24 protein-coding genes and 1 pseudogene are annotated in these 25,854 nt (G+C 33.1%); 16 read left to right on the top strand and 9 right to left on the bottom strand.

Annotation, left to right across the window (positions count from 1 at the left end):
• Positions 1 to 269: 269 nt before the first annotated feature.
• The 3 genes from EP747_RS08375 to EP747_RS08365 are packed head-to-tail and all read left to right on the top strand — an operon-like array spanning position 270 to position 3,920.
• Positions 270 to 2,588, top strand: coding sequence for a xanthine dehydrogenase family protein molybdopterin-binding subunit (locus EP747_RS08375; RefSeq protein ID WP_129689462.1), 2,319 nt, complete (start codon positions 270 to 272; stop codon positions 2,586 to 2,588).
• A gap of 1 nt (position 2,589) precedes the next feature.
• Positions 2,590 to 3,423, top strand: a complete 834-nt coding sequence (locus tag EP747_RS08370) for an FAD binding domain-containing protein (RefSeq protein WP_129689461.1) — start codon at positions 2,590 to 2,592, stop codon at positions 3,421 to 3,423.
• On the top strand, positions 3,423 to 3,920 hold the full coding sequence (locus EP747_RS08365; protein WP_129689460.1) for a (2Fe-2S)-binding protein: 498 nt from the start codon (positions 3,423 to 3,425) through the stop codon (positions 3,918 to 3,920). The genes EP747_RS08370 and EP747_RS08365 overlap by 1 nt, the downstream gene beginning before the upstream one ends.
• Before the next feature lie 7 nt (positions 3,921 to 3,927).
• Here EP747_RS08365 and EP747_RS25080 read toward each other — a convergent pair whose 3' ends face one another.
• Both EP747_RS25080 and EP747_RS08360 read right to left on the bottom strand, forming a co-directional pair.
• Positions 3,928 to 4,056: a hypothetical protein gene (locus EP747_RS25080; protein ID WP_268895602.1), complete on the bottom strand. Its 129-nt coding sequence runs from the start codon at positions 4,054 to 4,056 to the stop codon at positions 3,928 to 3,930.
• Between the two features lie 65 nt (positions 4,057 to 4,121).
• Positions 4,122 to 4,508: a hypothetical protein gene (locus EP747_RS08360; protein WP_235832790.1), complete on the bottom strand. Its 387-nt coding sequence runs from the start codon at positions 4,506 to 4,508 to the stop codon at positions 4,122 to 4,124.
• 364 nt (positions 4,509 to 4,872) lie between these two features.
• Between EP747_RS08360 and EP747_RS08355 the strand changes: the two genes are divergently transcribed.
• From EP747_RS08355 to EP747_RS08330, 6 genes and pseudogenes are all read left to right on the top strand, one after another.
• Complete coding sequence (locus EP747_RS08355; protein WP_129689459.1) at positions 4,873 to 5,895, top strand: AI-2E family transporter; 1,023 nt, start codon at positions 4,873 to 4,875, stop codon at positions 5,893 to 5,895.
• A 313-nt stretch (positions 5,896 to 6,208) separates the two neighbouring features.
• A complete protein-coding gene (locus EP747_RS25340; RefSeq protein ID WP_419179291.1) occupies positions 6,209 to 6,397 on the top strand; it encodes an alkyl sulfatase C-terminal domain-containing protein in 189 nt (62 codons plus the stop codon).
• A 17-nt stretch (positions 6,398 to 6,414) separates the two neighbouring features.
• Positions 6,415 to 6,579: pseudogene (locus EP747_RS25335) on the top strand (alkyl sulfatase C-terminal domain-containing protein); the annotation flags it as partial.
• A 732-nt stretch (positions 6,580 to 7,311) separates the two neighbouring features.
• Positions 7,312 to 8,799 carry an amino acid permease gene (locus EP747_RS08340; RefSeq protein WP_129689457.1) on the top strand — a complete coding sequence of 496 codons (1,488 nt, stop codon included), beginning with the start codon at positions 7,312 to 7,314 and terminating at the stop codon, positions 8,797 to 8,799.
• Positions 8,800 to 8,922: 123 nt separating this feature from the next.
• Complete coding sequence (locus EP747_RS08335; RefSeq protein WP_129689456.1) at positions 8,923 to 9,111, top strand: hypothetical protein; 189 nt, start codon at positions 8,923 to 8,925, stop codon at positions 9,109 to 9,111.
• Between the two features lie 13 nt (positions 9,112 to 9,124).
• Complete coding sequence (locus EP747_RS08330) at positions 9,125 to 9,379, top strand: spore coat protein (protein ID WP_129689455.1); 255 nt, start codon at positions 9,125 to 9,127, stop codon at positions 9,377 to 9,379.
• Positions 9,380 to 9,420: 41 nt separating this feature from the next.
• On the opposite strand, the gene EP747_RS08325 is transcribed toward EP747_RS08330, so the two are convergent.
• Together EP747_RS08325 and speB are read right to left on the bottom strand one after the other, a co-directional pair.
• Entirely contained in the window at positions 9,421 to 10,002 is a 582-nt protein-coding gene (locus tag EP747_RS08325; RefSeq protein ID WP_165346920.1) for a TetR/AcrR family transcriptional regulator, read from the bottom strand.
• A 762-nt stretch (positions 10,003 to 10,764) separates the two neighbouring features.
• Positions 10,765 to 11,703 carry an agmatinase gene (speB, locus tag EP747_RS08320; protein WP_129689453.1) on the bottom strand — a complete coding sequence of 313 codons (939 nt, stop codon included), beginning with the start codon at positions 11,701 to 11,703 and terminating at the stop codon, positions 10,765 to 10,767.
• A 262-nt stretch (positions 11,704 to 11,965) separates the two neighbouring features.
• Between speB and EP747_RS24195 the strand changes: the two genes are divergently transcribed.
• Positions 11,966 to 12,115, top strand: a complete 150-nt coding sequence (locus tag EP747_RS24195; protein ID WP_165346918.1) for a hypothetical protein — start codon at positions 11,966 to 11,968, stop codon at positions 12,113 to 12,115.
• A 520-nt stretch (positions 12,116 to 12,635) separates the two neighbouring features.
• Here EP747_RS24195 and EP747_RS08315 read toward each other — a convergent pair.
• Positions 12,636 to 12,869, bottom strand: coding sequence for a hypothetical protein (locus EP747_RS08315; protein WP_129689452.1), 234 nt, complete (start codon positions 12,867 to 12,869; stop codon positions 12,636 to 12,638).
• A 241-nt stretch (positions 12,870 to 13,110) separates the two neighbouring features.
• On the opposite strand from EP747_RS08315, the gene EP747_RS08310 reads away from it, so the two are divergent.
• Both EP747_RS08310 and EP747_RS08305 read left to right on the top strand, forming a co-directional pair.
• Positions 13,111 to 14,292: a CaiB/BaiF CoA transferase family protein gene (locus EP747_RS08310; protein ID WP_129689451.1), complete on the top strand. Its 1,182-nt coding sequence runs from the start codon at positions 13,111 to 13,113 to the stop codon at positions 14,290 to 14,292.
• Between the two features lie 30 nt (positions 14,293 to 14,322).
• Positions 14,323 to 15,852, top strand: a complete 1,530-nt coding sequence (locus tag EP747_RS08305) for a long-chain-fatty-acid--CoA ligase (RefSeq protein ID WP_129689449.1) — start codon at positions 14,323 to 14,325, stop codon at positions 15,850 to 15,852.
• 51 nt (positions 15,853 to 15,903) lie between these two features.
• Here the strand turns inward: EP747_RS08305 and EP747_RS08300 are convergent, their stop codons facing one another.
• Entirely contained in the window at positions 15,904 to 16,515 is a 612-nt protein-coding gene (locus EP747_RS08300; protein WP_129689447.1) for a TetR/AcrR family transcriptional regulator, read from the bottom strand.
• A 223-nt stretch (positions 16,516 to 16,738) separates the two neighbouring features.
• On the opposite strand from EP747_RS08300, the gene kynU reads away from it, so the two are divergent.
• The 4 genes from kynU to EP747_RS08280 all read left to right on the top strand — a co-directional run bounded on the left by kynU (position 16,739) and on the right by EP747_RS08280 (position 21,882).
• Positions 16,739 to 18,025, top strand: coding sequence for a kynureninase (kynU, locus tag EP747_RS08295; protein WP_129689445.1), 1,287 nt, complete (start codon positions 16,739 to 16,741; stop codon positions 18,023 to 18,025).
• 38 nt (positions 18,026 to 18,063) lie between these two features.
• A complete protein-coding gene (locus tag EP747_RS08290) occupies positions 18,064 to 19,494 on the top strand; it encodes an amino acid permease (RefSeq protein ID WP_129689443.1) in 1,431 nt (476 codons plus the stop codon).
• A gap of 164 nt (positions 19,495 to 19,658) precedes the next feature.
• Positions 19,659 to 20,450 carry an alpha/beta hydrolase gene (locus tag EP747_RS08285; RefSeq protein ID WP_328590715.1) on the top strand — a complete coding sequence of 264 codons (792 nt, stop codon included), beginning with the start codon at positions 19,659 to 19,661 and terminating at the stop codon, positions 20,448 to 20,450.
• Between the two features lie 391 nt (positions 20,451 to 20,841).
• Positions 20,842 to 21,882, top strand: coding sequence for a CotS family spore coat protein (locus EP747_RS08280; RefSeq protein ID WP_165346916.1), 1,041 nt, complete (start codon positions 20,842 to 20,844; stop codon positions 21,880 to 21,882).
• Positions 21,883 to 21,944: 62 nt separating this feature from the next.
• Here EP747_RS08280 and EP747_RS08275 read toward each other — a convergent pair whose 3' ends face one another.
• The 3 genes from EP747_RS08275 to EP747_RS08265 are packed head-to-tail and all read right to left on the bottom strand — an operon-like array spanning position 21,945 to position 25,786.
• Complete coding sequence (locus tag EP747_RS08275; protein WP_129689437.1) at positions 21,945 to 23,108, bottom strand: Ger(x)C family spore germination protein; 1,164 nt, start codon at positions 23,106 to 23,108, stop codon at positions 21,945 to 21,947.
• Positions 23,095 to 24,198 carry a GerAB/ArcD/ProY family transporter gene (locus EP747_RS08270; RefSeq protein WP_129689435.1) on the bottom strand — a complete coding sequence of 368 codons (1,104 nt, stop codon included), beginning with the start codon at positions 24,196 to 24,198 and terminating at the stop codon, positions 23,095 to 23,097. Before EP747_RS08270 ends, EP747_RS08275 begins: the two co-directional genes overlap by 14 nt.
• 25 nt (positions 24,199 to 24,223) lie before the next feature.
• Positions 24,224 to 25,786: a spore germination protein gene (locus EP747_RS08265; protein WP_129689433.1), complete on the bottom strand. Its 1,563-nt coding sequence runs from the start codon at positions 25,784 to 25,786 to the stop codon at positions 24,224 to 24,226.
• Between the last annotated feature and the right edge of the window lie 68 nt (positions 25,787 to 25,854).

Raw genomic sequence — 25,854 nt, 5'->3', positions numbered from 1 at the left:
GACTGAATTGGATATGTATGGAAAACAATCCTAAAATACCTATATGATCTATTAAGGAAAAGTTTTCATTATATAAGGATGCCCGATTCGTCTATCTGGGCATTTTTTTAGTATTCGAAACATAAATTTTTTAGAGAATCTTATATTAAAGAAATTTTATATATAGAAATATGAAGGAGTTTGTAATTTGCAAAAATATAGAATCATCTTAGTAATATTGAAAATGTTTTAATTCAGTGTTTTTTATACGAAAGGGGTTGAGAAACTTTATGCATATAATTGGAAAAGGGATCCCCCGAAAAGAGTCCTTCGAAAAAGTAACAGGCCATGCTAAATATACAGGTGACTTTGAGACAAATGATATGCTTCATGCTCAATTAGTGACAAGTCCATACGCTCATGCAATGATTAAAAATATAGATGCTACCGATGCTCTAAAAGTACAAGGTGTAAGAAAAATAATTTTTGGCGAGAATCTACCTTTAGTAGGAGAAGGAATACTTGACCGTTATCCAATAGCTTTTGATCGCGTTCGATTTTTTGGTGAAGTAGTGGCAATCGTTGTAGCGGATACCCAGTACGAAGCGAATCAAGCTGCTAATTTAGTAAGAGTACAATATGAATTACTTCCAGTTGTAAATTCTCCATCTGAAGCACTTAAACAGGATGCGCCACTCCTACACCCAAAATTAGGAGAGTATGAAATTACTGAAGGAGTTTATCCAGAACCGGGTACAAATATTGCTACTAGGATAAAAATTCGAAAAGGCGATTTTAATAAAGGCTGGAGAGAAAGCGAAGTTATGATTGATGAGAGTTTTGCATTCAGACCATCTGACCATGCTGCGATGGAGACAAGATGTTCATATGCTCAAATCCATCATGATGGCACGATTGAGATAACCACCTCATCCCAAGCACCATTTATGGTTAAGAATTTAATTGGAGATTATTTTGGAATTAAGCCTGGAAAAGTCATTGTAAACACTCCTTTTGTTGGTGGGGGGTATGGTGGGAAAGGAGCAGTTCAGTTAGAGATATTAGCCTATATTGCTTCAAGAGCTGTAAATGGTAGATTAGTTAAAATATATAATACTCGTGAAAATGATATGCTTTCATCTCCAGGACATATTGGTCTTGAAGCGAATGTAAAACTAGGATGTACAAAAGAGGGAATGCTCAAGGTTGCAGAAATCCAATATTTATGGGATGGCGGAGCATATGCTGATAAATCAATTGATTTAACTAGGGCAGGGGCAGTTGATTGTACTGGACCTTACAATATCGAAAATATTTGGTGTGATTCATTTTGTATGTATACGAATCATCCATACCCGGCACCTTTTAGAGGTTTTAGTCATTCAGAAGTACACTTCGCATTCGAACGAGCGATGGATATTCTTGCAAGAAAATTAAATATGGATCCTATCGAGCTACGAGAAAGAAACGCAATTAAACCAGGTGATCAAACGCCTACTCAAGTTGTATTAAATTCAAGTACAGTTGGAAATCTACCAAAATGTATTGAAAAAATGAAAGAATTAATCAATTGGCAAGAAGGTCAGGTTATTGACTTAGGCAATCATAAATTGAGAGTAAAAGGAATTAGTTGCTCGTGGAAAACTTCTACCATTACACCAAATGCAAGTTCAGGTGTCATATTAATCTATAATGAAGACGGGAGTATTAATTTAATATCTGGAGTTGTAGAGATTGGTCAAGGTACTAAAACAATACTTACTCAAATGTTAGCAGAGATTCTAAAAATGGATGTAGACGATATTCATGTTCAAATGAAGATTAACACATTAAACACACCTGAGCATTGGAAAACTGTTGCAAGTAGAGGGACATTCATGGCAGGAAGAGCATTGTTAGCAGCTGCTGAAGATTTAATTAAACAATTAAAAGATTTAGCCACATTTATCTTGCGTGCTCCTGTTGAGGATTTAGAAGTCGGTTATGGAAAAGTTTTCTTAAGGAGTGAACCTACTAAAAATATACCAATTAAAGAGATTGCTTACGGATACACATTTCCAAATGGAAATTCGATTGGTGGACAAATAATTGGTAGGGGTCACTATATATTAACCGGATTAACAACAATAAATCGAGAAACTGGCGCTGGAAAACCAGGACCAGAATGGACAGTTTGTGCACATGGTGTAGAAGTAGAAGTCGATCTAAAAACATATGAATATAGGATTCTTAAAGCAGTTACAGCCGTTGATATTGGCAAAGTATTAAATATTAAGACTGCAACTGGGCAAGTTAAAGGCGCAATGAGTATGGGATTATCTTTTGCAGGAAGAGAAACATTCTATTTCGATACGCAAGGGAAGGTACTAAATCCGCAATTACGAACTTATCGACCAATTCGGTTTGGAGAGAACCCTAAATATGAAGTTGCGTTTGTTGAAACACCGCAAGTCGATGCTGTATTTGGTGCAAGAGGGGTAGGGGAACATGGGTTACTAGGAATGCCAGCTGCTCTTGGTAATAGCCTTTCTACTGCACTTTCGGTAAACATAAACAATTTACCAATTATCCCTGAACTATTATGGAAAGTAAAAGAAGGTGGGATATAGATTGTTATCTTCTAATAAAGAATACTATAAACCAATGACGATTAAAGAAGCATTGGAGCTTTTTTATTTTTTAAAAGCTAATAACAAAAGGCCAATTTATTACGCAGGTGGAACAGAAATCTTAACACTCGGTCGTTTAAACCTAGTCGAAACAGATGCTCTAATCGACATTAAAGATCTAAAAGAGTGTCAATTATTTGAGTTTAATGAGGACTATTTAATATCAGGCGCTGCACTTTCACTTACTTATATTGAAGAAAAAAACCTCTTTCCATTACTCTCTAAAGCGTCTATGGAAATAGCAGACCACACTGCAAGAAATAAAATAACTTTAGGTGGAAATATATGTGGGCAAATCTTTTACAGGGAAGCGGTTTTGCCTTTTCTGCTTTGTGAAAGCCAAGTAGTTGTTGCAGGATATAATGGTATAGAGGCTTATCCAATCGAACAAATCTTCAATCAAAACCTTCAGCTCCAAGACGGACAACTTCTAATCCAACTTTTAACAGATAAGAAATATATAAATCTACCATTTATAAGCATAAAAAAACGTCAGCAATGGGATACGGGTTATCCACTACTGACGATCGCATCTATTAAATCGGATAATCAATTGCGTTTTGCTTTTAGTGGGCTATGTCCTTTTCCATTTCGTTCAAAGCAAATGGAAGCCGAGCTAAATAATACGAACTCGAGTTTAGAAGAAAGAATACAAAAAGCAATTCAATTGATTCCCGGAGAAGTTCTTGACGATGTTGAAGGCTCAAAAGAGTACCGACTATTTGTACTAAAAAACACAATAGAAGAGATCATTTTAGAAATGGAGGGAAGGTAATGGACCAGTCTCCAAGTAAAAAATTAAGTGTTGCTTTAAGTATTAATGATGAAATTCGACAAGTGGAGATCCGTCCAGTTGATACACTCCTTTATGTGTTACGAACTAAACTAGGTCTAACTGGAGCAAAGCCAGGCTGTTTAAATGGAGATTGCGGAGCATGTTCAGTTGTTATGAATGGTACTGTTTATAAATCTTGTATTATGCTTGCCATCGAGGCAGTTGGTCAACAAATAACAACAATTGAAGGGTTAAAAGATTCACCTATACAAAAAGCATTTGTTGAAAATTTTGCGTTTCAATGTGGTTATTGTACTCCTGGATTTATTATGAATTGTCATTCTCTTTTATTAAAGCATCCACATCCAACCTATGAAACGATGAAAGAATGGCTATCTTCCAATATTTGTAGATGCACATGCTATGAAGAGATTAATGAAGCTGTTTTATCAGTTATCGAGAATAGAGAAAAACCTGAGTTAGAAAAAGACGAATAGTGATCTCTTAACTCATCTGTGTTGAATCGCTTGCTTTTCGTTGAGTAAAGAAGAAAATAAACGAAATGACAGAAATAGCCAAAAGAAAAACTTGGGTATCAGTAGGTCTTACCGTAGGGATATCTGTTAAAGACATAATCACCATTCCTTTATTTACTAAAGATTCGCGGATCAATATCAAAATGTTTTGAAACAATTTTTTTACAAAAGTAATACGTTTTTTTTTAGAAAAGGAAGTGTCGGTTCGCTAACTGGTGCACCGAAAATGGGACCACTGACATTGAGTGTGAATCTACCAGGTCCTATAACAGAGCTTACAACTCGAACTTCATCAATTAATAATAAAATTGCAATGATTATATCGATTACATCAATGAGAGTATTTGTTAATTGATCTCCATATTTACTTTCTATACGTTCTCTACCTAATAAGGGGCCACTTAGAGAAAGACTAAATTCACCAGACGTTACAAAAACACCTATTAACGTAATTTGACCAGTTAATAATAGTGCAGCAGTAGCGACATTTAAATCTCTTTGAAGTGTAGCGATAATCCGAAGATCTTCTTTAATTTTATAGTCATTCATTGAATCACACCCTCATGCCCATAGTATTCACTAAGTGCCCAAGTGTGAATGGAGAAAGCAGGAAAGGGCAAAGAGAGGAAAATAAATTTTGACATAAAAAGTTCAATAACGTGATGCTGCTACACTTTATTGGTAGCAGCATCTTTATTTTTAGTTTTAGAATTGATAAAATATAAATTGGTGCTATTTAATATTAAGAATTTATTAAATGAAAAATCATAAATGAAGATCTTACTAAATAAAAATGAAAAGAGACACAACGTTTATGAACCACTTCCTTTTGGGATGTGGTTATGCTTGTATAGAGTTTAAGATAATTCCATACTACATAGGCAAATAGGATAAAAAGTAAGGAGGTTGTAGAATGGATGTTAAAAAGTTTTATCAAAGTAGCACTTTTAAACGATTAGCGATCATTTTATGTATCGTTCTAGTGTTGATATTAATACGGAAAATAATAAATTTAGTCTTACTAATTTTCATTTTTACTTATTTAATGGATCGGATACATAAATTTATTATGAATAGATTAAATAAGATACTGCCAGTTAATCGTTTAGTTGTTGTCTACTCTTTGTATGTTGTCATTGTGGCGGGGTTAGTTTTTGGAATCTATAATTATTTACCGATTATTACAACTCAAGTTGTTCAACTAATCGTCCAAATAAAAACGTTTTATATGAATCCACCAGATGAGCGAATCATAAACTATATCGTTACAGCAATTAAAAAGGTTGAAATATCAGGTTATACGGAGCAAGGATTAGATTTTTTATATAAGTATGCATCTAATATTAGTCAATGGGGGATTGAAGTATTAATTGCTCTAGTTCTGAGCTTCTTTTTTCTACTTGAAAAACCTCGAATTATAGCTTTTACTCAAAAATTTAAAAATAGTAAAATATCAGTTCTTTATAATGAAATGGCCTATTTTGGTGAAAGATTTTCGCGTTCTTTTGGAAAAGTGATTGAAGCGCAGTTTATAATTGCATTTGTGAATTGTATTCTATCGGTAATAGCTTTAAGATTTATGGGATTTCCTCAGTTAATCGGTTTAGGCTTTTTGATTTTCTTACTTGGATTAATCCCTGTAGCAGGAATGTTTATTTCATTAATTCCGCTTTGTACGATTGCCTATACAATCGGTGGAATGGCTCATATTATGTATGTGATCATCATGATTTTGATCTTACACGCGCTAGAAAGTTATTTATTAAATCCAAAGTTGATCTCAGCAAAAACGAACTTACCAGTTTTTTATACATTTCTTATTCTAGTCTTTTCTGAACGATTTTTTGGCGTATGGGGTCTTATAATCGGGATACCAGTTTTCATCTTTTTATTAGATGTATTAGGCGTAACAGATCATGAAAAAAAAGAAGTATAATCAACTGAATAAATTAAAAGATGATATCGTGTTGACGATATCATCTTTTTTTCTATTTAACCTACATATTCATTCATTTTCAATTTAATAAATTTAATGAACTGTTTTTCAATTTTAGATAATGATTTCTTTTTAACCTTATGAATAAAGTACACAAAGTATTCGGATACCTCAATCAAAAAGTACTACACTTTTATTTTGAATTTCTGAGACCGCACTAATATTGACATAAATTGGAATCTACCGGATAAACTAAACAAAAATATGTTTAAGGTGATTTTTAGTGTGGACTTTATAAAGTAGTCGATGGGGTATATCAAATTCGTGGGCACAATCGATCTTAAATATGAGTGTAAAAGATTTTTTTGATTATATTTCGATCACGCTTAATGGTCCAAAAGCAGAGAATAAGCGTTTTACATTTAATGTGAATTTTACTGATTTGAAAACAAATTACACAATTGATATAAAGGACGCCGTTTTTAATTATAGTGTTGTTTAACTGCTCCAAATCTTGATGCAACATTATTTGTAGATAAAGTAACTTTTTATTTAATTATGTATGGGAAACTCGATGTAAATAAGGCAATTGTAAATGGAAAGTTAAGCATTACTGGGAATAAAGAGAAGTTTAAAGAGATGTTAACTTTATTTGATCTCTTTAATCTGTGGGTTACCCCATAAGAAATTAAAATTAGGTGGAAAAAACATTCTTCTGGAGATATGAAGAATGTTTTTTTTGAATTTTTCGTTCTAAAAATTCAGAAAAAATTTGAACTGGTTTTATTCATTTTTTTGTATAGAGTCGATGAAATTAAAGATAAAAAATCAGGACATTTCACCTGAAAAAGAGTGATGATTTTCCTATATACAGATTCTTTTATTGGGAACTGCTTACAAGTCTAGAGCTTTAATAAATAAGGAAAAACAATTTTAAACGATAACAAAGCGCTTTCATTATATAATTTTTTCCAATCTAATAATTAATAGTTGAAGTATGTTGTACTTGGATTTAATATATATTTATTGTTTCAAATAAATATACGATTTTTGAAAATTTAACTATTCTTAAATAACTCTAAATTATCTAAACAATGAAAAAACTCCTTCTATTTTTCGCCATATTATGATAATTTTAATTAAGTACAATTCGATGATGAAAGCAAAAAAAATGAAAACGCTATCAGCATTGAGGGTATTCGATTTGTTCCTTTGTTTAATTCAGAAGGGAGGATTTTCATCTTTACATCGCTCAGTTTCCAGGCTTAGTATTAAATAGGTAACTTAGTCTGTGATTTGTAAATTGTTGACCGAATGACAATGCCAATGGATAGATTGGAATGTGAGCTATTAAAAGATTTAAACTGCCTTTTACGTATTTGGGGGAATTTTAATTTATAGCAAAGAGGTGTATTCATGCAAAATACAAACCGTAAAAATGATTTCACTATTCAAAGTAACGCGCCTAAAAAAGAGCAATTAGAAAGAAAACTAAAAACGAGACATTTAACAATGATCGCTATGGGTGGTACGATTGGTACTGGTCTATTTTTAGCGAGTGGAGCAACTATACATGATGCAGGACCAGGTGGAGCTCTTGTTGCTTATTTAATCGCTGGTATCATGGTTTATTTCCTAATGACTAGCTTAGCTGAAATGGCAACCTTAATTCCGATTTCGGGTTCATTTAGCACATATACTTCAAGATTTGTCGATCCAGCCCTTGGTTTCGCTGTTGGTTGGAATTATTGGTATAACAATGCAATCATCCTTGCATTAGAATTATCGGCTTCGGCTTTAATTATGAAATATTGGTTCCCACATACTCCAGGGATCGTATGGAGTTCTATATTCCTTGTTTTAATTTTTGGGTTAAATGTACTATCTGTAAAGGGATATGGAGAATCTGAGTTTTGGTTTTCAATTATTAAAGTAGCTACAATCATTATTTTTATTGTAATTGGATTATTAATGATTTTTGGTATTATGAGCGGTCATACAGGTGGATTTGATAATTTCACAAAAGGAGAAGCACCATTTAAAGGTGGTTTCTTATCGATTTTTAGTGTATTTATGATTGTAGGTTTTGCTTTCCAAGGAACCGAAATGGTCGGAGTAACTGCAGGGGAAAGTGAAAATCCTGAAAAGAATATTCCAAAAGCAATCAAGCAAATCTTTTGGCGTATTTTATTATTCTACGTATTAGCGATTTTCGTTATCGGCTGTTTAATCAGCTATACAGATCCAAACTTATTAGGTGGAGACGTTGATAATATTGCGATCAGTCCATTTACTTTAGTGTTTAAACATGCAGGACTTGCTTTTGCAGCTGCTGCAATGAATACAGTTATATTAACTTCAGTTTTATCAGCGGGTAATTCAAGCTTATATGTTGGTTCTCGTGTACTATGGGTATTAGCTGAAGAAGGAAAAGCACCAAAGTTCTTAAGAAAAGTAAACAAAGGTGGAGTTCCAGTTAGTGCATTAATTGCGACGACTCTAATTGGTGCCCTTTGCTTTTTAACTTCATTATTTGGTGATGGTACAGTATACTCTTGGTTACTAAATGCAGCAGGACTAGCCGGTTATATTTCTTGGTTAGGCATTTCAATTACGCATTACCGCTTCCGTAAAGCGTATATCGCGCAAGGAAGAAAATTAAAGGATCTACCTTATTTAGCAAAGTGGTTCCCATTAGGTCCGATTTTAGCGACAGTTTTATGTTTAGTTGCAATGCTTGGAACGAATTATGGAGCATTTACCGGAGAAAAAATTGACTGGTATGGTATTGCAGTTTCTTATATTGGACTACCATTATTTATTCTTGGATACCTTGGCTATAAAGTAGTGATGAAAACGAAGAAGGTTAAATTAGAAGAAGCTGATTTCAGCAGTGAGATATAGTTAAATTAAAAAGCTCAATCTATTATTCGTATAGATTGAGTTTTTTTTACGTATTTTTTTACAGGATTTTGGAAAATTAATAATGTTAGAATGTCAATTTATGTTCGAAAGGAGATCGTAAGTATGAGTAATTCATTAACAGAACTTGAATTAGAAAACCTTCGTCATATTATCGGAGGGCATAGTACAATCGCTAATAAATTAGAGGCATATGCTCAAGCCTGCTCTGATCCTGAATTAAGAGCTTTATTACAAAGAGACGCCCAATCAGCAACACAATCAAAGCAACAGCTTTTAAATTTTTTAGGATAAGGGGATTATTATTATGTTTCAAGATAAAGATATGGTCAATGATTACTTAGCAGGGCTTAACGCTAGTTTAGCAGCTTACGCTGGATTCATTAATGAGTCTAATAATAACGAATTAAGACAAACTTTAATTCAATTACGCAATCAAGATGAAGCACGTCAGCGTACATTGTACAATTATGCACTTCAAAAAGGATTTTACAAACCTGCAGCACCTGCATCAGATGAGATCGTACAACAATTCAAATCTGAATTGACTTCAAATCAGTAAAATACTGAAAAAAAGGCATTCGAGTAATCGAACGCCTTTTTTTATTCATTTTTAAAACCGTACCAAAAATTTCTCCATATATTTGAAATCCTTGGTTTCATCTTTTCAGCTCCATAATAGGACAGTTCAATAAAGATGCCATCAATTAGACAATAATATGACATGACAAAATCTTCTACATTTCCTATTCGAATTTCACCATTTTTAATCCCTTTATCGATCACTGATCTTAAAATAGTCGACATGGCTTCCTCAGATTCCATGAACTGTGTATGTAATTGCTCCTTTAATGGTTCAGGAGAAAAAAAGACAGCGCGGTTCACGAAAGTAGATTGTTCCTCGAACTCAATATAATATTCAAATGTTAAGTTTAGAATTTGGTAAAGTTGCTCCTTTGCAGATAATTCGCTTATTTCTCCCATTAGCTCGTCTACTTTTTTCACATGAAGCCATAAAATATTTTCATAAATTGTAAGAAAGATTTCCTCCTTACTTTTAAAATGGTTATATATTGACGGTTTCTGAATTCCAACTGCTTTTGCGATTTCAGTTAAACTTGTACCTTCATAGCCATTTTTGGAAAACAGGGCAAGTGCTGCTGCAATAATCTTATCCTTTGTCATCTTCATCCTCCGAAACTAACTCTTGTTAGCTAGATTATAAACTGGAATCATTGTGAAGTCTAAATATTGTTTATATTTATTGTAAAAAAAGCTTTGTTTGGAGGAGTAGTGGTAAGTAAAAAAGCAAAATATTGAAAATGAGTTACTCATAAAGGGTTCATGATTAAATAAAAAAGCAGCTATATTTCAATACTAGGAAAAAGCTCTGTATAAAAGAAACAGAGCTTTCAGAGTGTTGAAATATGTAGTCAATATTGAAAAATACAAACATTAATTGAATTTTTATGAAAAACAGTCTATTTATTATTGTTTTATCTACCATATCTTTTTGATAAATAAGTGATTTTGGTTGATTTTTAAATGTTTTAACTAACTTGCAAAAATTAAAATATATACATTTTTGACGATTAATATTTGTAAAGATGTGTAAGTCGTCATCATAAGTTACAAATTTGATTAATAAAGGAAAATTCATCAATTGCCTATTCTATTGTTTTTAAGATCATTCTTTTCTTATAAAGAGCTTGAATGGGACGAAAGGGTGCCAGGCTCCTATGGGAGAAGCGGGAAGGCTGAGACCTTAGCAGGCGGCGCCGAGGAGGCTCAAGAATCTCGCCCCATGGAAAGCGAATACCCTGTAGTGGAAATCAATATGACACAACTTAAATATCAATGATCAATCCAACAGTTTAATTGACAAATTCTTTTTTCAACAGCATGGAAGCTCTGTCTAAAAGAAACAGAGCTTTTCTAAATTACTTTTTAGTTTTCTTTATTAATTTGTAATGTAGCTAAACTAGCAAATTCATGAACTAGCGTTGCAGCTAGTAGTGATGTGATTTGAGTTGGGTCATAGGATGGAAGTACTTCAACGATATCAAAGCCAATAAAATTGAAATCAGTTAATGAGCGAATCATTTTTAATGTTTCCATACTATTGTATCCACCTACTTCAAGAGTCCCAGTTCCTGGTGCACAAGAAGGGTCCACAAAATCAATATCAAAAGTTAAGAAACACGGTGTATCTCCAATAACTTCTTTCATTTCTTTTAAAATACCTTCAAAACCACGTTCGCACATTTCCGGTGTAGTAATAACGTTGTAACCAAGCTCATGGCTAGCATCTATGTCTCCTGGATGATTCAGTGTGCCTCGAATACCTAATTGGAATACCTTGTTTGGAATTAGAAGTCCTTCTTCGTGAGCTCGGATAAAAGGTGAACCATGCCAATATTTTTCATCGTAATATGTATCCCAAGTGTCAGTATGCGAATCAAAGTGAATCATCGCAACCGGACCATGTTTTTTAGCTGCAGCTCGTAGGTTTGCTAAAGTAATTGAATGGTCACCGCCTAAACCAATTGGGATAATATTACGATCCATTAATTCAAACATTGCGTCTTCCATTAGTTTATAGCTTCGATGAATATTATGAGGAATAACTGATACATCTCCAATATCGATGGCATTGCTGTCGTCAAATGGATATACCTTATGAATTGGATGATATGGAAATAAAGTCATAGAAGCTTGTCGGATTGCTTGAGGAGCAAATCGTGCACCAACACGAAATGAGGCTGCAGTATCAAAAGGCATGCCAACGATTGCTAATTTCGCATTTTCTCTTGCAGATGGTAATCTCATAAACGTTCCAGTTGTACAAAACTCAGGTTTTACATCAGGTGAAAGTGGATATTTCACAAAAATCATCTCCTAATTTTTTATTCCGGTTATTAACTACCGGTAGTTAGTTTAATTTGATTATAGTTCGTTAAATCTGAATAGTCAAACTATTATTTAGAAAGATATTTATTTTTGAATCCAAAAAAGGGATTGGCTATTCAGCCTTTTTTAACAATTAACTATTGCTCATACTTTATTTGAAATTAGTCAATTCCATGGGATATGCGAAGGGTTTTTGTAAATAATATGATTGTTTAACAATAATATTAGGAGGGATTTTATGCCACAGAATCAGCAAGGAAAAGGTAATATGGGAACTGATATGAAATCAGGAACTAATCCACAAAAAGTAAAACAACAAATACAAAATGATGTTAGCCATGGACAGGGAGCAATGACTTCTCGTGAGGCAGGAGCAATGCGTGATTAAAAAACCACTTTAAGCGGTTTTTAAAAGCAGTGAATTCATTTGAATGAATAATGAAAACTTGTAAAAAATGAACCGACCATTTCTGATCGGTTCATTTTTTGCATTTAATTGTTAAATCAGTAATCGCCATTCACTTCGAACTCAACGTTTTTTTTTGAGGTTCGATAGTTATAATATCGTTCGGATAAGTGTTTGTTAAGGTTAGATCGTAAAATCGATTGTTAAAACTTGCTTGTGTGTTGTACATATTTTTTGTCTCCTTGAATGAACGAAATTTACAAGTACAGTTATAATAAGTATTAAGAATATTTAAAAGTGTATATTTATTATAAAACTTTAATAAAAATTCAAATAGTGTAATTTTGTCCAATACTACTTGCAAAATTTAGTCTAATACAATGTCATGTTTTAAAACCTTCTATCGATTTGCATTGGCATATCAAAAGTTAAGTCCATTTTGGGTGGTTTTTATGTTTTGAAAAACAAGGTGCTTATCGAAACAAAGAAGATGCGGCATACTTTAGTAGTAAAATAAATTTGCAATAATAACAAATAAAATAGATACGACTACAAATGCAATTATAAAATATCCAATAAATCTTATTGCTTTTGGTTTCTTTTCTAAGTCTAAACTATTTCTCTGTAAAGGACTGACACCTTCTATTTTTTGTAGATCCTCTATCGGTGAATATATTTTGTGCTCATCCACATAAACTTTCCCATCAGAGTTTTCTGTTTCATGGGATCTTTTCATAAAATTTCACCTACTTTTTTTTATTTTATTGAAGTTAAAAATATTCCACAGCCTATATGTGAACCCTTTTTCTAATTTAAATAAGTAGGTTAAAAATGGTGGATTTTAATCAATATTCAATAATATGCTTTATCATTCGTTTTTAAAAAAGGAGAGATACCAAGTAATCTAGAATAATTAATGTACAACGAGAAACTATTGAGATGGAGGGAGGAATTATATTGAATTGTAGGTTTACTTTATGTTGAATAAATTGAAAATTCTGGATTTTACACGTCTATTACCGGGTCCCTATGCAACTATGATACTAGCGGATTTAGGTGCAGAAGTATTACGAATCGAATCTCCATATCATCCCGACTTATTACAAACTTCACCTCCATTTGATGGGGACCAATCTGCCGCACATCAAACGATTAATCGTTCTAAAAAATCTATTACCCTTGATTTAAAAAGCGAAGAAGGCACTGAAATAATCTATAAGCTAGTAAAGGAGTACGATATTGTCATTGAACAATTTCGACCAGGAGTGCTGGAAAAGCTTGGCTTAAGTTATGAGCAATTAAAGAAAATAAATTCGAAACTAATTTACTGTTCAATTACTGGTTATGGACAATCAGGTCCGTATCGAAATCGAGCAGGACATGATAATAACTATCTTTCATTAACTGGTGTTTTGAGTTATTCAACAAGAAAGAATGAGCGTCCTGTTCCGATGGGAATCCAAGTTGCAGATCAAGTAGGTGGATCGTTACACGCTATTATTGGCATTTTATCTGCTGTAATTCATCGTGAGCAAACTGGTGAAGGACAGTGGGTTGATATTAGCATGACAGATTGTACTTTTGCGTTGCAATCTTTAATGGGTTCTGGTTGGTTAACTCAAAAAATTAATCCAAAGCCTGAGGAACACCTTTTAAATGGAGGTGTGTTTTATGACTATTACGAAACTGCAGATGGACGATTCTTTTCAGTTGGCAGTCTTGAACCTTCATTTCGAAAGCAACTATGTGAGGCATTAGAAATCATGCCATTTCTTCCTTATTCTTTTAGTGAAGATAAGGATGAGTTGGATTTATTTAAAGATGAAGTAAAGCGTGCATTTAGTAAAAAAACGTTTAATGAGTTAATCGAAATTTTTAGTAAATTTGATGCGTGTGTTGAGCCAATTTTAACTTTTGAAGAAGCATGTGAGCATCCGCAAGTAAAAGAAAGGGGGCTTTTAGTAAACGTCCAAAAAAATGACGGTACAAATCAATTGCAAATTGGTTCACCTTTTAAATCTTCAGTGTTTAAACCTACTTATCAACATGTTGGGGTAAAACCTGGGACGAATACAAAAGAGGTTTTATTAAATTTAGGATACGATGATCAAACAATTAATCAATTCATTGAAAAAGGAGTTATTAGGTCAGCTGATTAAATCTAAATTATTTAATATGGGGGTAAGCAAATGAGTTTTGGAAATGTATTATCGTTAAACGCACAAAGGCACCCAGATAAATTAGCATTAGTCTATCAAGACCGTACATACACATTCATGGAATTCAATAAAGTGGTTAATCGTTTTGCATGGGGATTACAGAAACTAGGTTTAAAGAAAGGTGAAAAACTAGCTCTTATGATGGCAAACTCTGACTTGTTTGTGATTAGTTATTGTGCTGCTGTAAAAGTAGGAGCTGTTGTTGTTCCAATTAACTTCCGGCTTGTTTCTCGAGAAGTTGAATATATTTTAGAACAGTCGGATAGTGTTTTTGTTGTTTGTGATTCAGAACTAGAAAAAGTCGTTTTAGATGCTTCAAAGTCCTCATCGAAAGTAAGAAATATCATTACTGCTCCAGCAACTTCATCGCCGGATTGTTTAAGCTTCTTTGATGTGTTGACATCTATTGACGAAGATCCCCAAGTAGAGATTTCAGGAGACGATGATTTTCATTTGCTATATACTTCAGGTACGACTGGACAACCAAAAGGTGCGCTTTTCGACTATAAACGAATTGAAAAGCTCATAAATGGATTGAGTGCGGTAATGGGACAAAGCTGTCAGGATCGGCTTTTACATGTTGCTCCATTATTCCATTGTGCTCAACTCGTAATCTTTCTATTACCAGGTTTATATTTAGGTATGACAAATATAATTCATCGAGAATTTAACCCGTTAAATGTTTTAAAGGATATAGAAAAATATAAAATTACTTTATTTTTTGGTGTTCCTACAATGTATAACTATTTACAGCAAGTTCCAAGTGTTGACCAATATGATCTTTCTTCAATAAAAAGATGTGCATACGGCGCAGCCCCTATGCCTCCTGAAATCTTAATGAAAAGCATGAAATTATTTAATACAAATCAATTTTTCAGTTTATGTGGTTTAACGGAAGGGGGACCTACAGGGGTTTATCTTTCTCCAGAAGATCATGAGCACCATTTAGGAAAAACAGGAAAAACACCTTTACTCTATACAATTATTAAAGTAGTTAATAAGCAAAATGAAGAAGTTTTACCTGGTGAAGTTGGTGAATTGATCTTAAAAGGTGAAACAATCATGAAGGAATATTATAAAAAACCGAAAGAAACAGCAGAAACGATTAAAGATGGTTGGCTCTATACAGGAGATTTAGCTGTAGTAGATGAAGAAGGATATATAACGTTAGTTGACCGAAGTAAGGATATGCTAATTTCTGGTGGAGAAAATATTTATTCAGTTGAAATTGAAAACGTTTTATATGAGCATAATGCTATTTTAGAAGCAGCAGTGATCGGTACGCCTGATTCTAAATGGGGAGAGGTCGTAACGGCGATTGTGGTACTAAAACCAAATCATCGTCCATCTCTTGAGGAGATTCAAACTTTTTGCCGTGAAAGAATGGCAGGGTATAAGATTCCTAAAGTTGTTGAATTTATCGATCAACTTCCTCGAAACGCATCTGGGAAAGTTCAGAAGTTTATATTACGAGAAATGTATTGTAGCACAAATTCATAATAGAAATTAAAAAGAGCTCAAACTTTAAGTTTGAGCTTTTAAATTTGGTTCTTAATAAAGACCAGTTGTATAAAGTGATGTGATCGTTTTTGCAATTTCTTCAATTGTATAATGCTGTTCATTACGAACGATTTCCCATAAGTACATCTCATTTGTAAAAAACCAAGCACGCGCGACTAGTTCATGATTTAGTTCTTTTCTTGCTAAACCTGTTTCTTGTGCATATTTAACATCGATCGAGATGCGATCAATAAACTTTTCACGAATCGTTTTCCATTTGTCTGAGATGATTTCAGATACTCCAATAGCTTGTTCAAAAATTTGCATCATATTTCGCTCATCTTCTGCCATTTTTAGAAAAGAAGTAGCTTGTTTATAAATAATCGATTCAGCGGATTCTTTCGTTTCAGGAAAAAAGTGAGTTTCGGCAATTTCATAAAACCTCTCCATTACATTTTCCATTAACACAATTAAAAGCTCTTCTTTACCTTTGAAGTGGACATAAGCCGTTCCATAACCAATATCAGCTTTTTTTATCATTTGTGTTATAGTTGCTTTTTGAAATCCTTCTTCAAGAAATACTTCTTTAGCAGCTTCTAGTAGTTTTTGTTTTGTCATTAATGAACGTAATTGACGCTTAGATTCTACTTTGTCATTACTCATACTACGATCCTCCAACATATGTTACTTCTAGCATATAGGTAAATTCATAAAAATGGAAGAAATGACCGAAAAACTATGTATGATTAACGTAAAAAACAGCACTTTAAATGTAAATTTTTTTATTATCAGAAAATTTGACATCGTGTCATTGACATGATGTCAGTTATTTTGATATGATTTTTTCACAAATAGTTAAATAGTAGAATGATAGAGGAGGAACAGTATGAGTACGAAAGTTTCAGAAACAACATTAGAATTCGCTAAACAAATGGACAGTCTTGATTCACTTAGACAGTTTAGAGATGAGTTTTACTTAAAACCCGGCTCTATCTATATGGATGGTAATTCATTAGGACTACTTTCTAAAAGAGCTGAACGAACTTTACTAGAATCATTAGATGATTGGAAGCATTATGGAATTGATGGTTGGACAAACGGAAATCATCCATGGTTTTTCATGGCCGAAAAATTAGGAGAAAAGTTAGCTCCATTAGTTGGTGCTTCATCTGAGGAAGTAATTGTAACCGGTTCCACGACGGTTAATTTACATCAGTTAGTAGCTACTTTTTTCCAACCAAAGGGGACTAGAAAAAAGATATTAGCTGATGAGCTTACATTCCCATCAGATATTTATGCTCTTCAAAGTCAACTACGTATACACGGGCTAGATCCTGAGCAAGATCTTATTTGCGTAAAAAGTAAAGATGGACGTTATTTAGATGAGGACGACATTATCAATGCAATGACGGAAGAAGTCGCTTTGATTATTTTACCAACAGTTTTATACCGCAGTGGTCAAATTTTAGATATGAAGCGCTTAACTGAAGAGGCTCATAAACAAGGAATTTTAATCGGTTTTGATGGTTGTCATTCAGTTGGATCAATTCCACATTCTTTTAGTAAGTGGGATGTTGATTTTGCCTATTGGTGTAATTATAAACACTTAAATGGTGGACCAGGTGGTGTAGGTGGATTATTTGTTAATCGAAAACATTTTGGTGCATTGCCAGGACTTGCAGGTTGGTTTGGTTCTAGAAAGGATAAGCAATTTGATATGGAACACACACTAACTCCTGCTGAAACTGCTGGAGCTTATCAAATCGGTACTCCACATGTATTAAGCTGTGCACCATTAATAGGATCTTTGGAGATTTTTACAGAAGCTGGAATTGATGCAATTCGAGAAAAATCACTTCGAATAAATCAATTTTTAATGGATTGTATTGAACAAGAATTAGCAGAAATGGGATTTTTCATTGGATCTCCTAGAGAGGATGCACGACGAGGAGGACATGTAAGTCTAGAGCATGAAGAAGCAGCACGTATTTGTAAGTCTTTGAAAGAAAATGGTATTATTCCTGACTTTAGGGCTCCAAATATTATTCGTCTTGCACCAGTTGCACTTTACACTTCTTACGAGGAAGTTTGGGAAGTGGTACAAACTCTTAAGAAAATCATGACTGAAAAGCATTATGAAAAATTTAAAAATGAACGTGAAGTTGTGGCATAAGTTTAGTTGGCTATCTTAGGGGACAAGGGGATGAAATCATGAAGAAATCCACCACTAATTATAAAATTGAAAACGAGCAAGAAAAAGGCTTAAAAAGGGAGTTGAAAACTAGTCAACTAACGATGATTGCAATGGGATGTGCGATTGGGACGGGGTTATTCCTTGGAAGCGGACTTGCAATAAAAACTGCTGGTCCAAGCGTATTACTCAGTTATGCAGTTGGGGCTTTCATCGTTTTGCTGCTCATGGGGTGCTTAGCTGAAATGACTGTTGCACATCCTACTAGCGGTTCGTTTGGAACAATTGCCGAAAAATATATACATCCTATGGCGGGATATCTTGTTCGCTACTCATATTGGGTGGCACAGGTACTTGCTGTTGGAGTAGAGGTAAGTGCAATTGCAGTCTATATGAAATATTGGTTTCCAACTGTACCTGGAATCGTTTGGATCGCCTTTTTTGCAGCAGTATTAATCTATATAAATGCTACAAGTGTTAATACATTTGCAACATTTGAGTATTGGTTTTCAATGATTAAAGTAAGCGCAATTGTTGGCTTTATCCTTCTTGGATCGTATGTCTTGTTTGGAACATCTAACCACTCAAATATTGGTGTAGAGAACCTTACAAATGACGGAGGATTTATGCCATTTGGCTGGTGGGGAATGTGGGTAGCCGTCTTTATTTCATTATTTAGTTTTCTAGGGACAGAAATGATAGCGGTTACAGCAGGTGAAGCAAAAGAGCCTGATATTGCTGTTCCAAAAGCTCTTAAAGCAACGGTTTTTCGTTTATCAATTTTTTATGTATTAACAATTGCAATCATGCTCATCATCGTTCCATGGAAATCGGCAGGGGTAGATGAAAGTCCGTTCGTAAAGGTGATGGAAATATTAAATATACCTTTTGCATCAGGCCTTATGAACTTTATTATTTTAACGGCAGCTTTGTCAGCGATGAATAGCCAATTATATGCTTCAACCCGTATGGTATATTCACTTTCAAAAACTAATCATGCACCAAATATTTTAGGAAAAGTAAGTAAAAAAGGTGTTCCGGTAAATGCTCTTGCAGTTTCAACTATTGGTATTGTAGTTGCTGGAATCGTAAATGCAGTATTACCAGATTCCTCATATGCATTTATGATGGGTATTTCAATGTTTGGTGCTATGTTTACTTGGATGACAATCTTTATTTCGCATCTATTTTTTAGAAGGAAGTGGGAAAAGGCAGGCGGGCGAAAATTACCGGTAAAAATGATTGGTTTCCCTTATTTCACAATTTTAGGAGCAATTTTATTGTTAGGACTAACAATTACTTCTTGGTTTACTGGCTTTAAGATTATGCTTCAATTCGGTATACCGTGGTTAATTGTATTATCTGTGGCTTACTTTTTTATAAATAAAAATAAAGGTCAGAAAATTCAACATAACGAAGCAGTATTCAAGCAGAAAGTAGATAAATTTTAATGTCAATCTGGTATAAAGGGGTGTCTCTTGTTTTTGAGACACTCCTTTTTAATTTAAAGATTATTTAGAGAAAAGAGAGGAGAAAATAATTAAAGTGCAGAATTTTGTTCATAAGATTCATTTAAGTTAGTAAGAGATATTTTATATTCGAATGGAGTTGAAGGATCATTAATAGTAAAGTAGAACTTGAAAATTTATCAATTGCGTATAAAGATCAAGGCAAAGGGAAGCCAATCGTTTTAATTCATGGTTTTATGGGAAGTCATGCATATTGGGAAAAAGTAATTCCAAAGTTGTCAGAGGATTATCGTGTGATAGCAGTTGATTTACCAGGACATGGAGACTCTACTGCTATAAAAGAAGAGCATTCAATTGAAGATTATGCAGATGTGATGAAAGATTTACTTGATCAATTAAACATTAAACAAATAACTTTGTTTGGGCACTCGCTAGGAGGCTATATTACACTTGCGTTTGCGGAAAGATATTCTAACTATTTAAATGGATTTTCATTAATACACTCTACTGCATTTCCGGATAGTGAAGAAGCAAAAAAAGGTAGAGTAGCAACTAGTGAAAAAGTGAAAAATGAAGGAGTGAAAAACGTAGTGGACGGATTAATTCCTAAACTTTTCTCTCCAAAAAATATACAAACTAATAGTGCAGAAATAGAATTAGCAAAGCAAATAGGGTATAAAACTTCAGTAGATGGCACCGTAAATGCACTAATAAGCATGAAAAATAGACCCGACCGAAATCATGTCCTTAATGATACAAGTTTACCTGTACTTTTACTTGCAGGTAAAGACGATCAGATTATACCACCTGAAAAGACTTTTTCTGTCAAAAAAGATAATATTAAAACTGCTACTTTAAACAGTGCCGGGCATATGAGCATGTATGAGTCACCTGAAGAGTTAGTTAATGAAATGAAGGATTTTTTAAATTCGTTTTAAGTGCAGAAAAATTAAAGTAGGGGATTTAGGGAAAAGAAAAATGATTAAAAAGACCTTCTTAAAAGAAATTTTTTTTAAAAGGACATGAAAAAGATCTTAGCCAAAAGATCTTTTTTTTTTTTGCCCAAACAATTTATTATTTCAAAAAGTATTTAAACGCATAAGAATATATGAAATTTTTGTTGTAATTTATTAGGAAATTAAAAGTAAACTTAATAGAAAGAAGATAATTCATACATTTTGAAGCTCAAACAGTCATTTCAGAAAAAAGTAAGAAATTTATTAGTAGAAAATAATTTACTTCCTAATTTATTTAGTAGATTAGCCGTCTCTAAACATGTACATATTCATAGATTAACAGTGGATAAGTATTATTTGGGAGGTATCTTTTTTGGACGCTTTTTTTAGTGATTTAGTAAAAAAAGTAATTGCAAATTACCCTTTAGAAGTAAAACATAGTTCCTTAGAATACATTGATGAAAAAAAAGCTGAGTGGCCCATTGATACAACTATCGGTGAAGTATTATTGAAGAAAGTTTTAATTGATGAAAGATATATAGAATTTATGATCTATGCAATTGACTATCTTAGGGATAATGGCATATTTACACCAGAGGTATTAACAACCAAATTAGGTGATGGTTTTGTAAGGATAAAAGATGAATATTTTATGTTATTTGAACCTGTTAATGGGAGGAGACCGAATTTTGAGAGTGAAGAAGATCTCATTTTGATGATGAATGGGATTGCTTCTTTTCATAAAGCTTCAATAGGCATAGAATTAACAAATGAGCATGTTTCATCCATTCAATCAAATTGGAAAAATGATTTACAAACTAAATTTATAAAATTAACAAAATGGAAAGAAGAACGAGCTAAGTTAAAGCATCAAAATGAAATCGATAAGCTGTATTTAAAAAATATAAATTCGGTTTTAATGCAATGTGAAAAAGCTTTAGCAATAATTGATAAATATATTGCTGAAGTGGTTGAGGAGACAGCGAAAACGAAAACATTATGCTATCAGAATTTTGATGTGAACGATCTTATAATTGGAGAAGACGAGAATTTATATTTCTTAAATATGAGTTCGTTAAAAATCGAATTGCCGATTCATGATTTGAGAAGAATTTTAAATATCGTAATGAAAAAAGAAAAAAATTGGAATCCAAAGTTAATGAAGAAAATAATCATCGCATATCATGAAAACAATCCGTTAGCATGTTTGCAGTACCAGTTTCTAAAAGCTGATTTATTATTTCCTCATTTATTTTATGACGTATTTTCGGCACAGTACGAAAATAAGGAAACACTTTGGGCTGATCCTAGTATAGTTTTAAAAATGAAAAAAATAATTACATTGGAATTAAGTAAAGAAAGAGTCATTTCTAGCGTCTTCATACAAACAAATGAAGCACCTTATCGAGGATAAAACGAAAATCTTAAAATGATAAAGCTCAAATCCTTTTAATTTATGGATTCGAGCTTTATTTATTATTTGTTTTTTTTCTTTCCAATCATTCCATAGTCTTTGATCGTAATATGAACATCATAGTTTATTTTAGCTTTACTAAATCGTTCATCCCAATTTTTACTCATTTTTTTCCATTTTTTTGGGTATTGAATTCTTACTTCGTTTCCAAATCCAGCAACATCTGATTTATATTCATTTTGAAGTTTATTTGTTACATTTTCTACTATTTTTGTAACTTCCTCTTCAGTTGCTTTTTCGATTCTTTTAACATTTTTCTCTTCAAATAAAGGTCTTAATTTAGGATTCCAATATTCTGCAATTCTACCTTCAGCCTCAATTTTTACGTCATAAGAGATTTTGTCACCTTTTATATGAGGTGTCACCTTACTTTTCATCGTTTCAATTTGAAACCATGTCGGACCATCGGATTTCTTTGTGTAAGCCTTAACTGCTCCGCCTCTACCTTGAGCAGTGATCCAATTAATCCCTTCTACTTCTTGTGTATTTATAGTACCAATCATTTTATTTTTCTTACCGTTAAAAATTGCACCGCCTGAGAACTTAGCTCCTTTATCTGTAGTTTCTAACAATTGGAGGAGGAAACTAGAGCCAGAGTTCATTAATCCACCTATTTTTATTAATGGTGTTTTACTGACAATTTCTGAAGTCAATGATTCATTAGCAGTTTCAACGATCCGTAATGAAGGGATGACATTTGGTTCACTCGTTTCCAGTGCTTTTGTAGCTTTGCCTTTTGAAATGAAGATTAGAGTACTCCCTCGAATATCTATATCTCGGAAATACAAATCAGTCAACTCACGTAGGTTTACTTCTCTAGCAAGTTCTTCACTAATTACAACACATTTTTGATGCGCTCCAAAAATGTATCCTTCCCTACTTAAAGTTGTTTCCCATCCAGAAGGTTCTAAAGAAATGCCTTCTCCGATCACATTTATATAAGGTTTTGTGGGAACTCCTCCACCTGATTTTGTGGTCATTGCCTCAGGAACAACATATTGAAGAGTCGATCTTAATTTACCGTTGTCATCTTTATCTATAGAAGAACCTACTATAATGTTTAAGTCCTCAATTGGTTTACTACTCCAGCATCCCGATAATAAAATTATAAGACTTATATTAAAAACTGAACTTATTAAAATCCTCATATACCTACATTTTCTCATTTAATTTTTTCCTCACAAAAGAAATTACGAGTAGGAGAAGAGGGATAATCCCAAATAAATAAAAGGCAGCATTTCCGATTGTATCACCCAGTACAAAAGTTTGATTTATATCTTTAGGAATCATTGCAATAATGTAAATAAATGGTAATGTACCAAAGAGAAACGGTTTCATACTTTTTTTATTAAAAATTTGAGCCATTCCCATGGCACAAATATAATATGCAATGATAAATGTAGCGAAAATTTGCATAATCCAAATAACTAGGAGTAATGAGTCAAATCTTTCTACAAATAGACCTTGTATATCGTAGCTGCGAATATAAGTAAGTACGGGCCAAGTTTGCAATAAAACACCGTCTACCGAGAAAGCACCGACTACTGCAACAACCGTTATTGTATAAAAAACAAATGGAATACCTATTCCGAATAGAATGGTTTTTGACACTTTCTTTTTATCATTCATAAACATAAAGATAAATAAAATTACTTCAAACCCTGAAAAAGAAAGTGAAGTTGTTTTGAGTCCATTAAGAACAGGTTTAATACCATTACCTAGTACAGGACGTAAGTTATCAATTTCAATAATTCCTATTCCTAAAAAAATAACTAATAGAAAGAATAATACAGTGATTGGAAAAATAATTTCCAAAATTCTAGCTATTGGGTTAATCCCTCCTAGAACTAGATATAAACCCACCCACATAAAGGGAATTAAAATAGCCCAAGAAGGAGTACCTTGTAGTAAGAACAATCTAGTCGTTTCTGACATTACCCGAACCTCTAAAGCTGAAAGGCAAATATAATATATGATGATAATGACACTTAATGAAATTCCTAACCATTTCCCAATTATTTTTTGAGTGAATTGAAAATATGTTTCGTTAGGATATTGTTTACATAGCATAACTAGCAAAAAGGCTAAGAGGGTAATGATCAAGCCGGATATGATAACGGAAATCCAACCATCTGGCGTTCTTACTTTGTCAGTAATCGTTCTTGGTAATAATAAAATACCTGCACCAAAAATAAAATTTACTATTAGCATCACAGTTTGATGTGCTGATATACGATCAATTGGCTCTGAATTCATAACTCAGTACTCCTCCTTTCATATTCTATTTCATTCTTCTTGTTCTTTTTGACTGCAAGCTTTTAGGTCGATTTTTCATCATAAATAAAGGAGCTCTTACGATGAAATCTTTCCAATCACTAAATCGAACTGGAGCAACGGGACTTAGGTAAGGGACACCAAAGCTTTTGAGTTTAACTAAATGACTACATACTAATAGGAAAAATAATATGACTCCATATAAACCAAATACACTTGCAAAAAGCATGGATAAAAAACGAAGCATACGAAGGGCAATTCCGACATTATATTGTGGCAATGTAAATGAGGAAATTGCCGTTACTGCAACGACAATAACCATGATTGTACTAACAATACCTGCTTCAACTGCGGCCTGACCAATAATTAACCCTCCAACAATTCCTAAAGATTGCCCGATTGGTTTAGGTAAGCGTAGTCCAGCCTCCCTTAATACTTCGATTGAGATTTCCATTATTAATGCTTCAATTAATGGAGGAAAAGGTACCCCGCCTCTAGTAGCTGCTATATGAAATACTAGTTTTGTCGGGATTAAGCCTTGGTGAAAAGAAATAAATGCAATGTATAAAGATGGAGCAAATAAAGCAATAAAACAAGCAAGATAGCGTAATAATCGTACCAATGTAGCAGCAGCCCATCTCTCATAATAATCCTCAGGTGATTGCACTAACATTTGAAATGTTACAGGGGCTATCAATGCAAATGGTGACCCATCTAATAAAATGGCAACTCGACCTTCCATTAATGCACTCATAACTCGATCTGGTCGTTCTGTACTTTGAATTTGTGGAAATGGACTTAAGTAATTATCTTCAATTAATTGTTCAATATAACCTGAATCTGGGACTGCATCAATTTCAATTCTTTTAATTCTTTTTTTTACTTCTTCAACAAGTTTAGAATCAGCAAGATTTGTAATGTACGCTATTACTAATTCTTTTTTTGATACTTCTCCAATCTCAAATCCTATAAATGATAAATCTGGAGTTTTTCCGGAACGCCTAAGCAGGGCTGTATTATCAGATAAGTTTTCAACAAAGCCAATTCTTGGTCCACGTACTAGTGCTTCTGAATCTGGTTCTTTAATATCTCTTGATTTTGTTAATGCTTCACCGATTAAAAAACATTCAGATATACCATCTATTAATAATGCAATTGAACCAAATAGTACTCCCGATTTTAATTTTTTATAAGTATTAACATCTTCAATTGTACAAACTGCGAGTGATTGCTCTTTAATATATTTTTTAATTTCATTTTGTTTTAGAGAGAATCCATTTGTTTTTTGTTCATTTGCAATTGCAGAAAGTCCAGCCATTAACTCGCTCATTATATGACTTTGAATTAGCTCAGTATCTGATAAACCTTCAATAAAAATAATTGCAAGTTGAATTTCTGTTTCACCTAATAAAAATTCTCTAAATTTAACATCAGAATTATGTCCAATTTCATTAAACATCCGATCCAAATTAACTTGGAGATCACTGGATAAATTCTCATTACTATTTTGAGCTTCATCATTTAGAGATACCGCATTTTCCTGATTTAGTTTGGACCTCCACCGCTTCATTTAAATCACTCTTTCTCCATAAAATGAACCCATTTAAAAAACTTCCATAAACCTACAGGAACGATAAA

It is taken from the genome of Gottfriedia acidiceleris, assembly GCF_004138285.1.
In the GTDB taxonomy this organism is placed as follows: domain Bacteria; phylum Bacillota; class Bacilli; order Bacillales; family Bacillaceae_G; genus Gottfriedia; species Gottfriedia acidiceleris_A.
Note: the sequence above shows the minus strand (reverse complement) of the source record. Positions and strands in the feature narration are given on the sequence as shown.

Bases quoted from the DNA above. Each gene is read 5' to 3' on its own strand.
- EP747_RS08375 (WP_129689462.1), top strand. From the start codon at position 270: ATGCATATAATTGGAAAAGGGATCCCCCGAAAAGAGTCCTTCGAAAAA.
- EP747_RS08365 (WP_129689460.1), top strand. From the start codon at position 3,423: ATGGACCAGTCTCCAAGTAAAAAATTAAGTGTTGCTTTAAGTATTAAT.
- EP747_RS25080 (WP_268895602.1), bottom strand. From the start codon at position 4,056: ATGTCTTTAACAGATATCCCTACGGTAAGACCTACTGATACCCAAGTT.
- EP747_RS08360 (WP_235832790.1), bottom strand. From the start codon at position 4,508: ATGAATGACTATAAAATTAAAGAAGATCTTCGGATTATCGCTACACTT.
- EP747_RS08355 (WP_129689459.1), top strand. From the start codon at position 4,873: ATGGATGTTAAAAAGTTTTATCAAAGTAGCACTTTTAAACGATTAGCG.
- EP747_RS08340 (WP_129689457.1), top strand. From the start codon at position 7,312: ATGCAAAATACAAACCGTAAAAATGATTTCACTATTCAAAGTAACGCG.
- EP747_RS08335 (WP_129689456.1), top strand. From the start codon at position 8,923: ATGAGTAATTCATTAACAGAACTTGAATTAGAAAACCTTCGTCATATT.
- EP747_RS08330 (WP_129689455.1), top strand. From the start codon at position 9,125: ATGTTTCAAGATAAAGATATGGTCAATGATTACTTAGCAGGGCTTAAC.
- EP747_RS08325 (WP_165346920.1), bottom strand. From the start codon at position 10,002: ATGACAAAGGATAAGATTATTGCAGCAGCACTTGCCCTGTTTTCCAAA.
- EP747_RS24195 (WP_165346918.1), top strand. From the start codon at position 11,966: ATGCCACAGAATCAGCAAGGAAAAGGTAATATGGGAACTGATATGAAA.
- EP747_RS08315 (WP_129689452.1), bottom strand. From the start codon at position 12,869: ATGAAAAGATCCCATGAAACAGAAAACTCTGATGGGAAAGTTTATGTG.
- EP747_RS08310 (WP_129689451.1), top strand. From the start codon at position 13,111: ATGTTGAATAAATTGAAAATTCTGGATTTTACACGTCTATTACCGGGT.
- EP747_RS08305 (WP_129689449.1), top strand. From the start codon at position 14,323: ATGAGTTTTGGAAATGTATTATCGTTAAACGCACAAAGGCACCCAGAT.
- EP747_RS08300 (WP_129689447.1), bottom strand. From the start codon at position 16,515: ATGAGTAATGACAAAGTAGAATCTAAGCGTCAATTACGTTCATTAATG.
- kynU (WP_129689445.1), top strand. From the start codon at position 16,739: ATGAGTACGAAAGTTTCAGAAACAACATTAGAATTCGCTAAACAAATG.
- EP747_RS08290 (WP_129689443.1), top strand. From the start codon at position 18,064: ATGAAGAAATCCACCACTAATTATAAAATTGAAAACGAGCAAGAAAAA.
- EP747_RS08275 (WP_129689437.1), bottom strand. From the start codon at position 23,108: ATGAGAAAATGTAGGTATATGAGGATTTTAATAAGTTCAGTTTTTAAT.
- EP747_RS08270 (WP_129689435.1), bottom strand. From the start codon at position 24,198: ATGAATTCAGAGCCAATTGATCGTATATCAGCACATCAAACTGTGATG.
- EP747_RS08265 (WP_129689433.1), bottom strand. From the start codon at position 25,786: ATGAAGCGGTGGAGGTCCAAACTAAATCAGGAAAATGCGGTATCTCTA.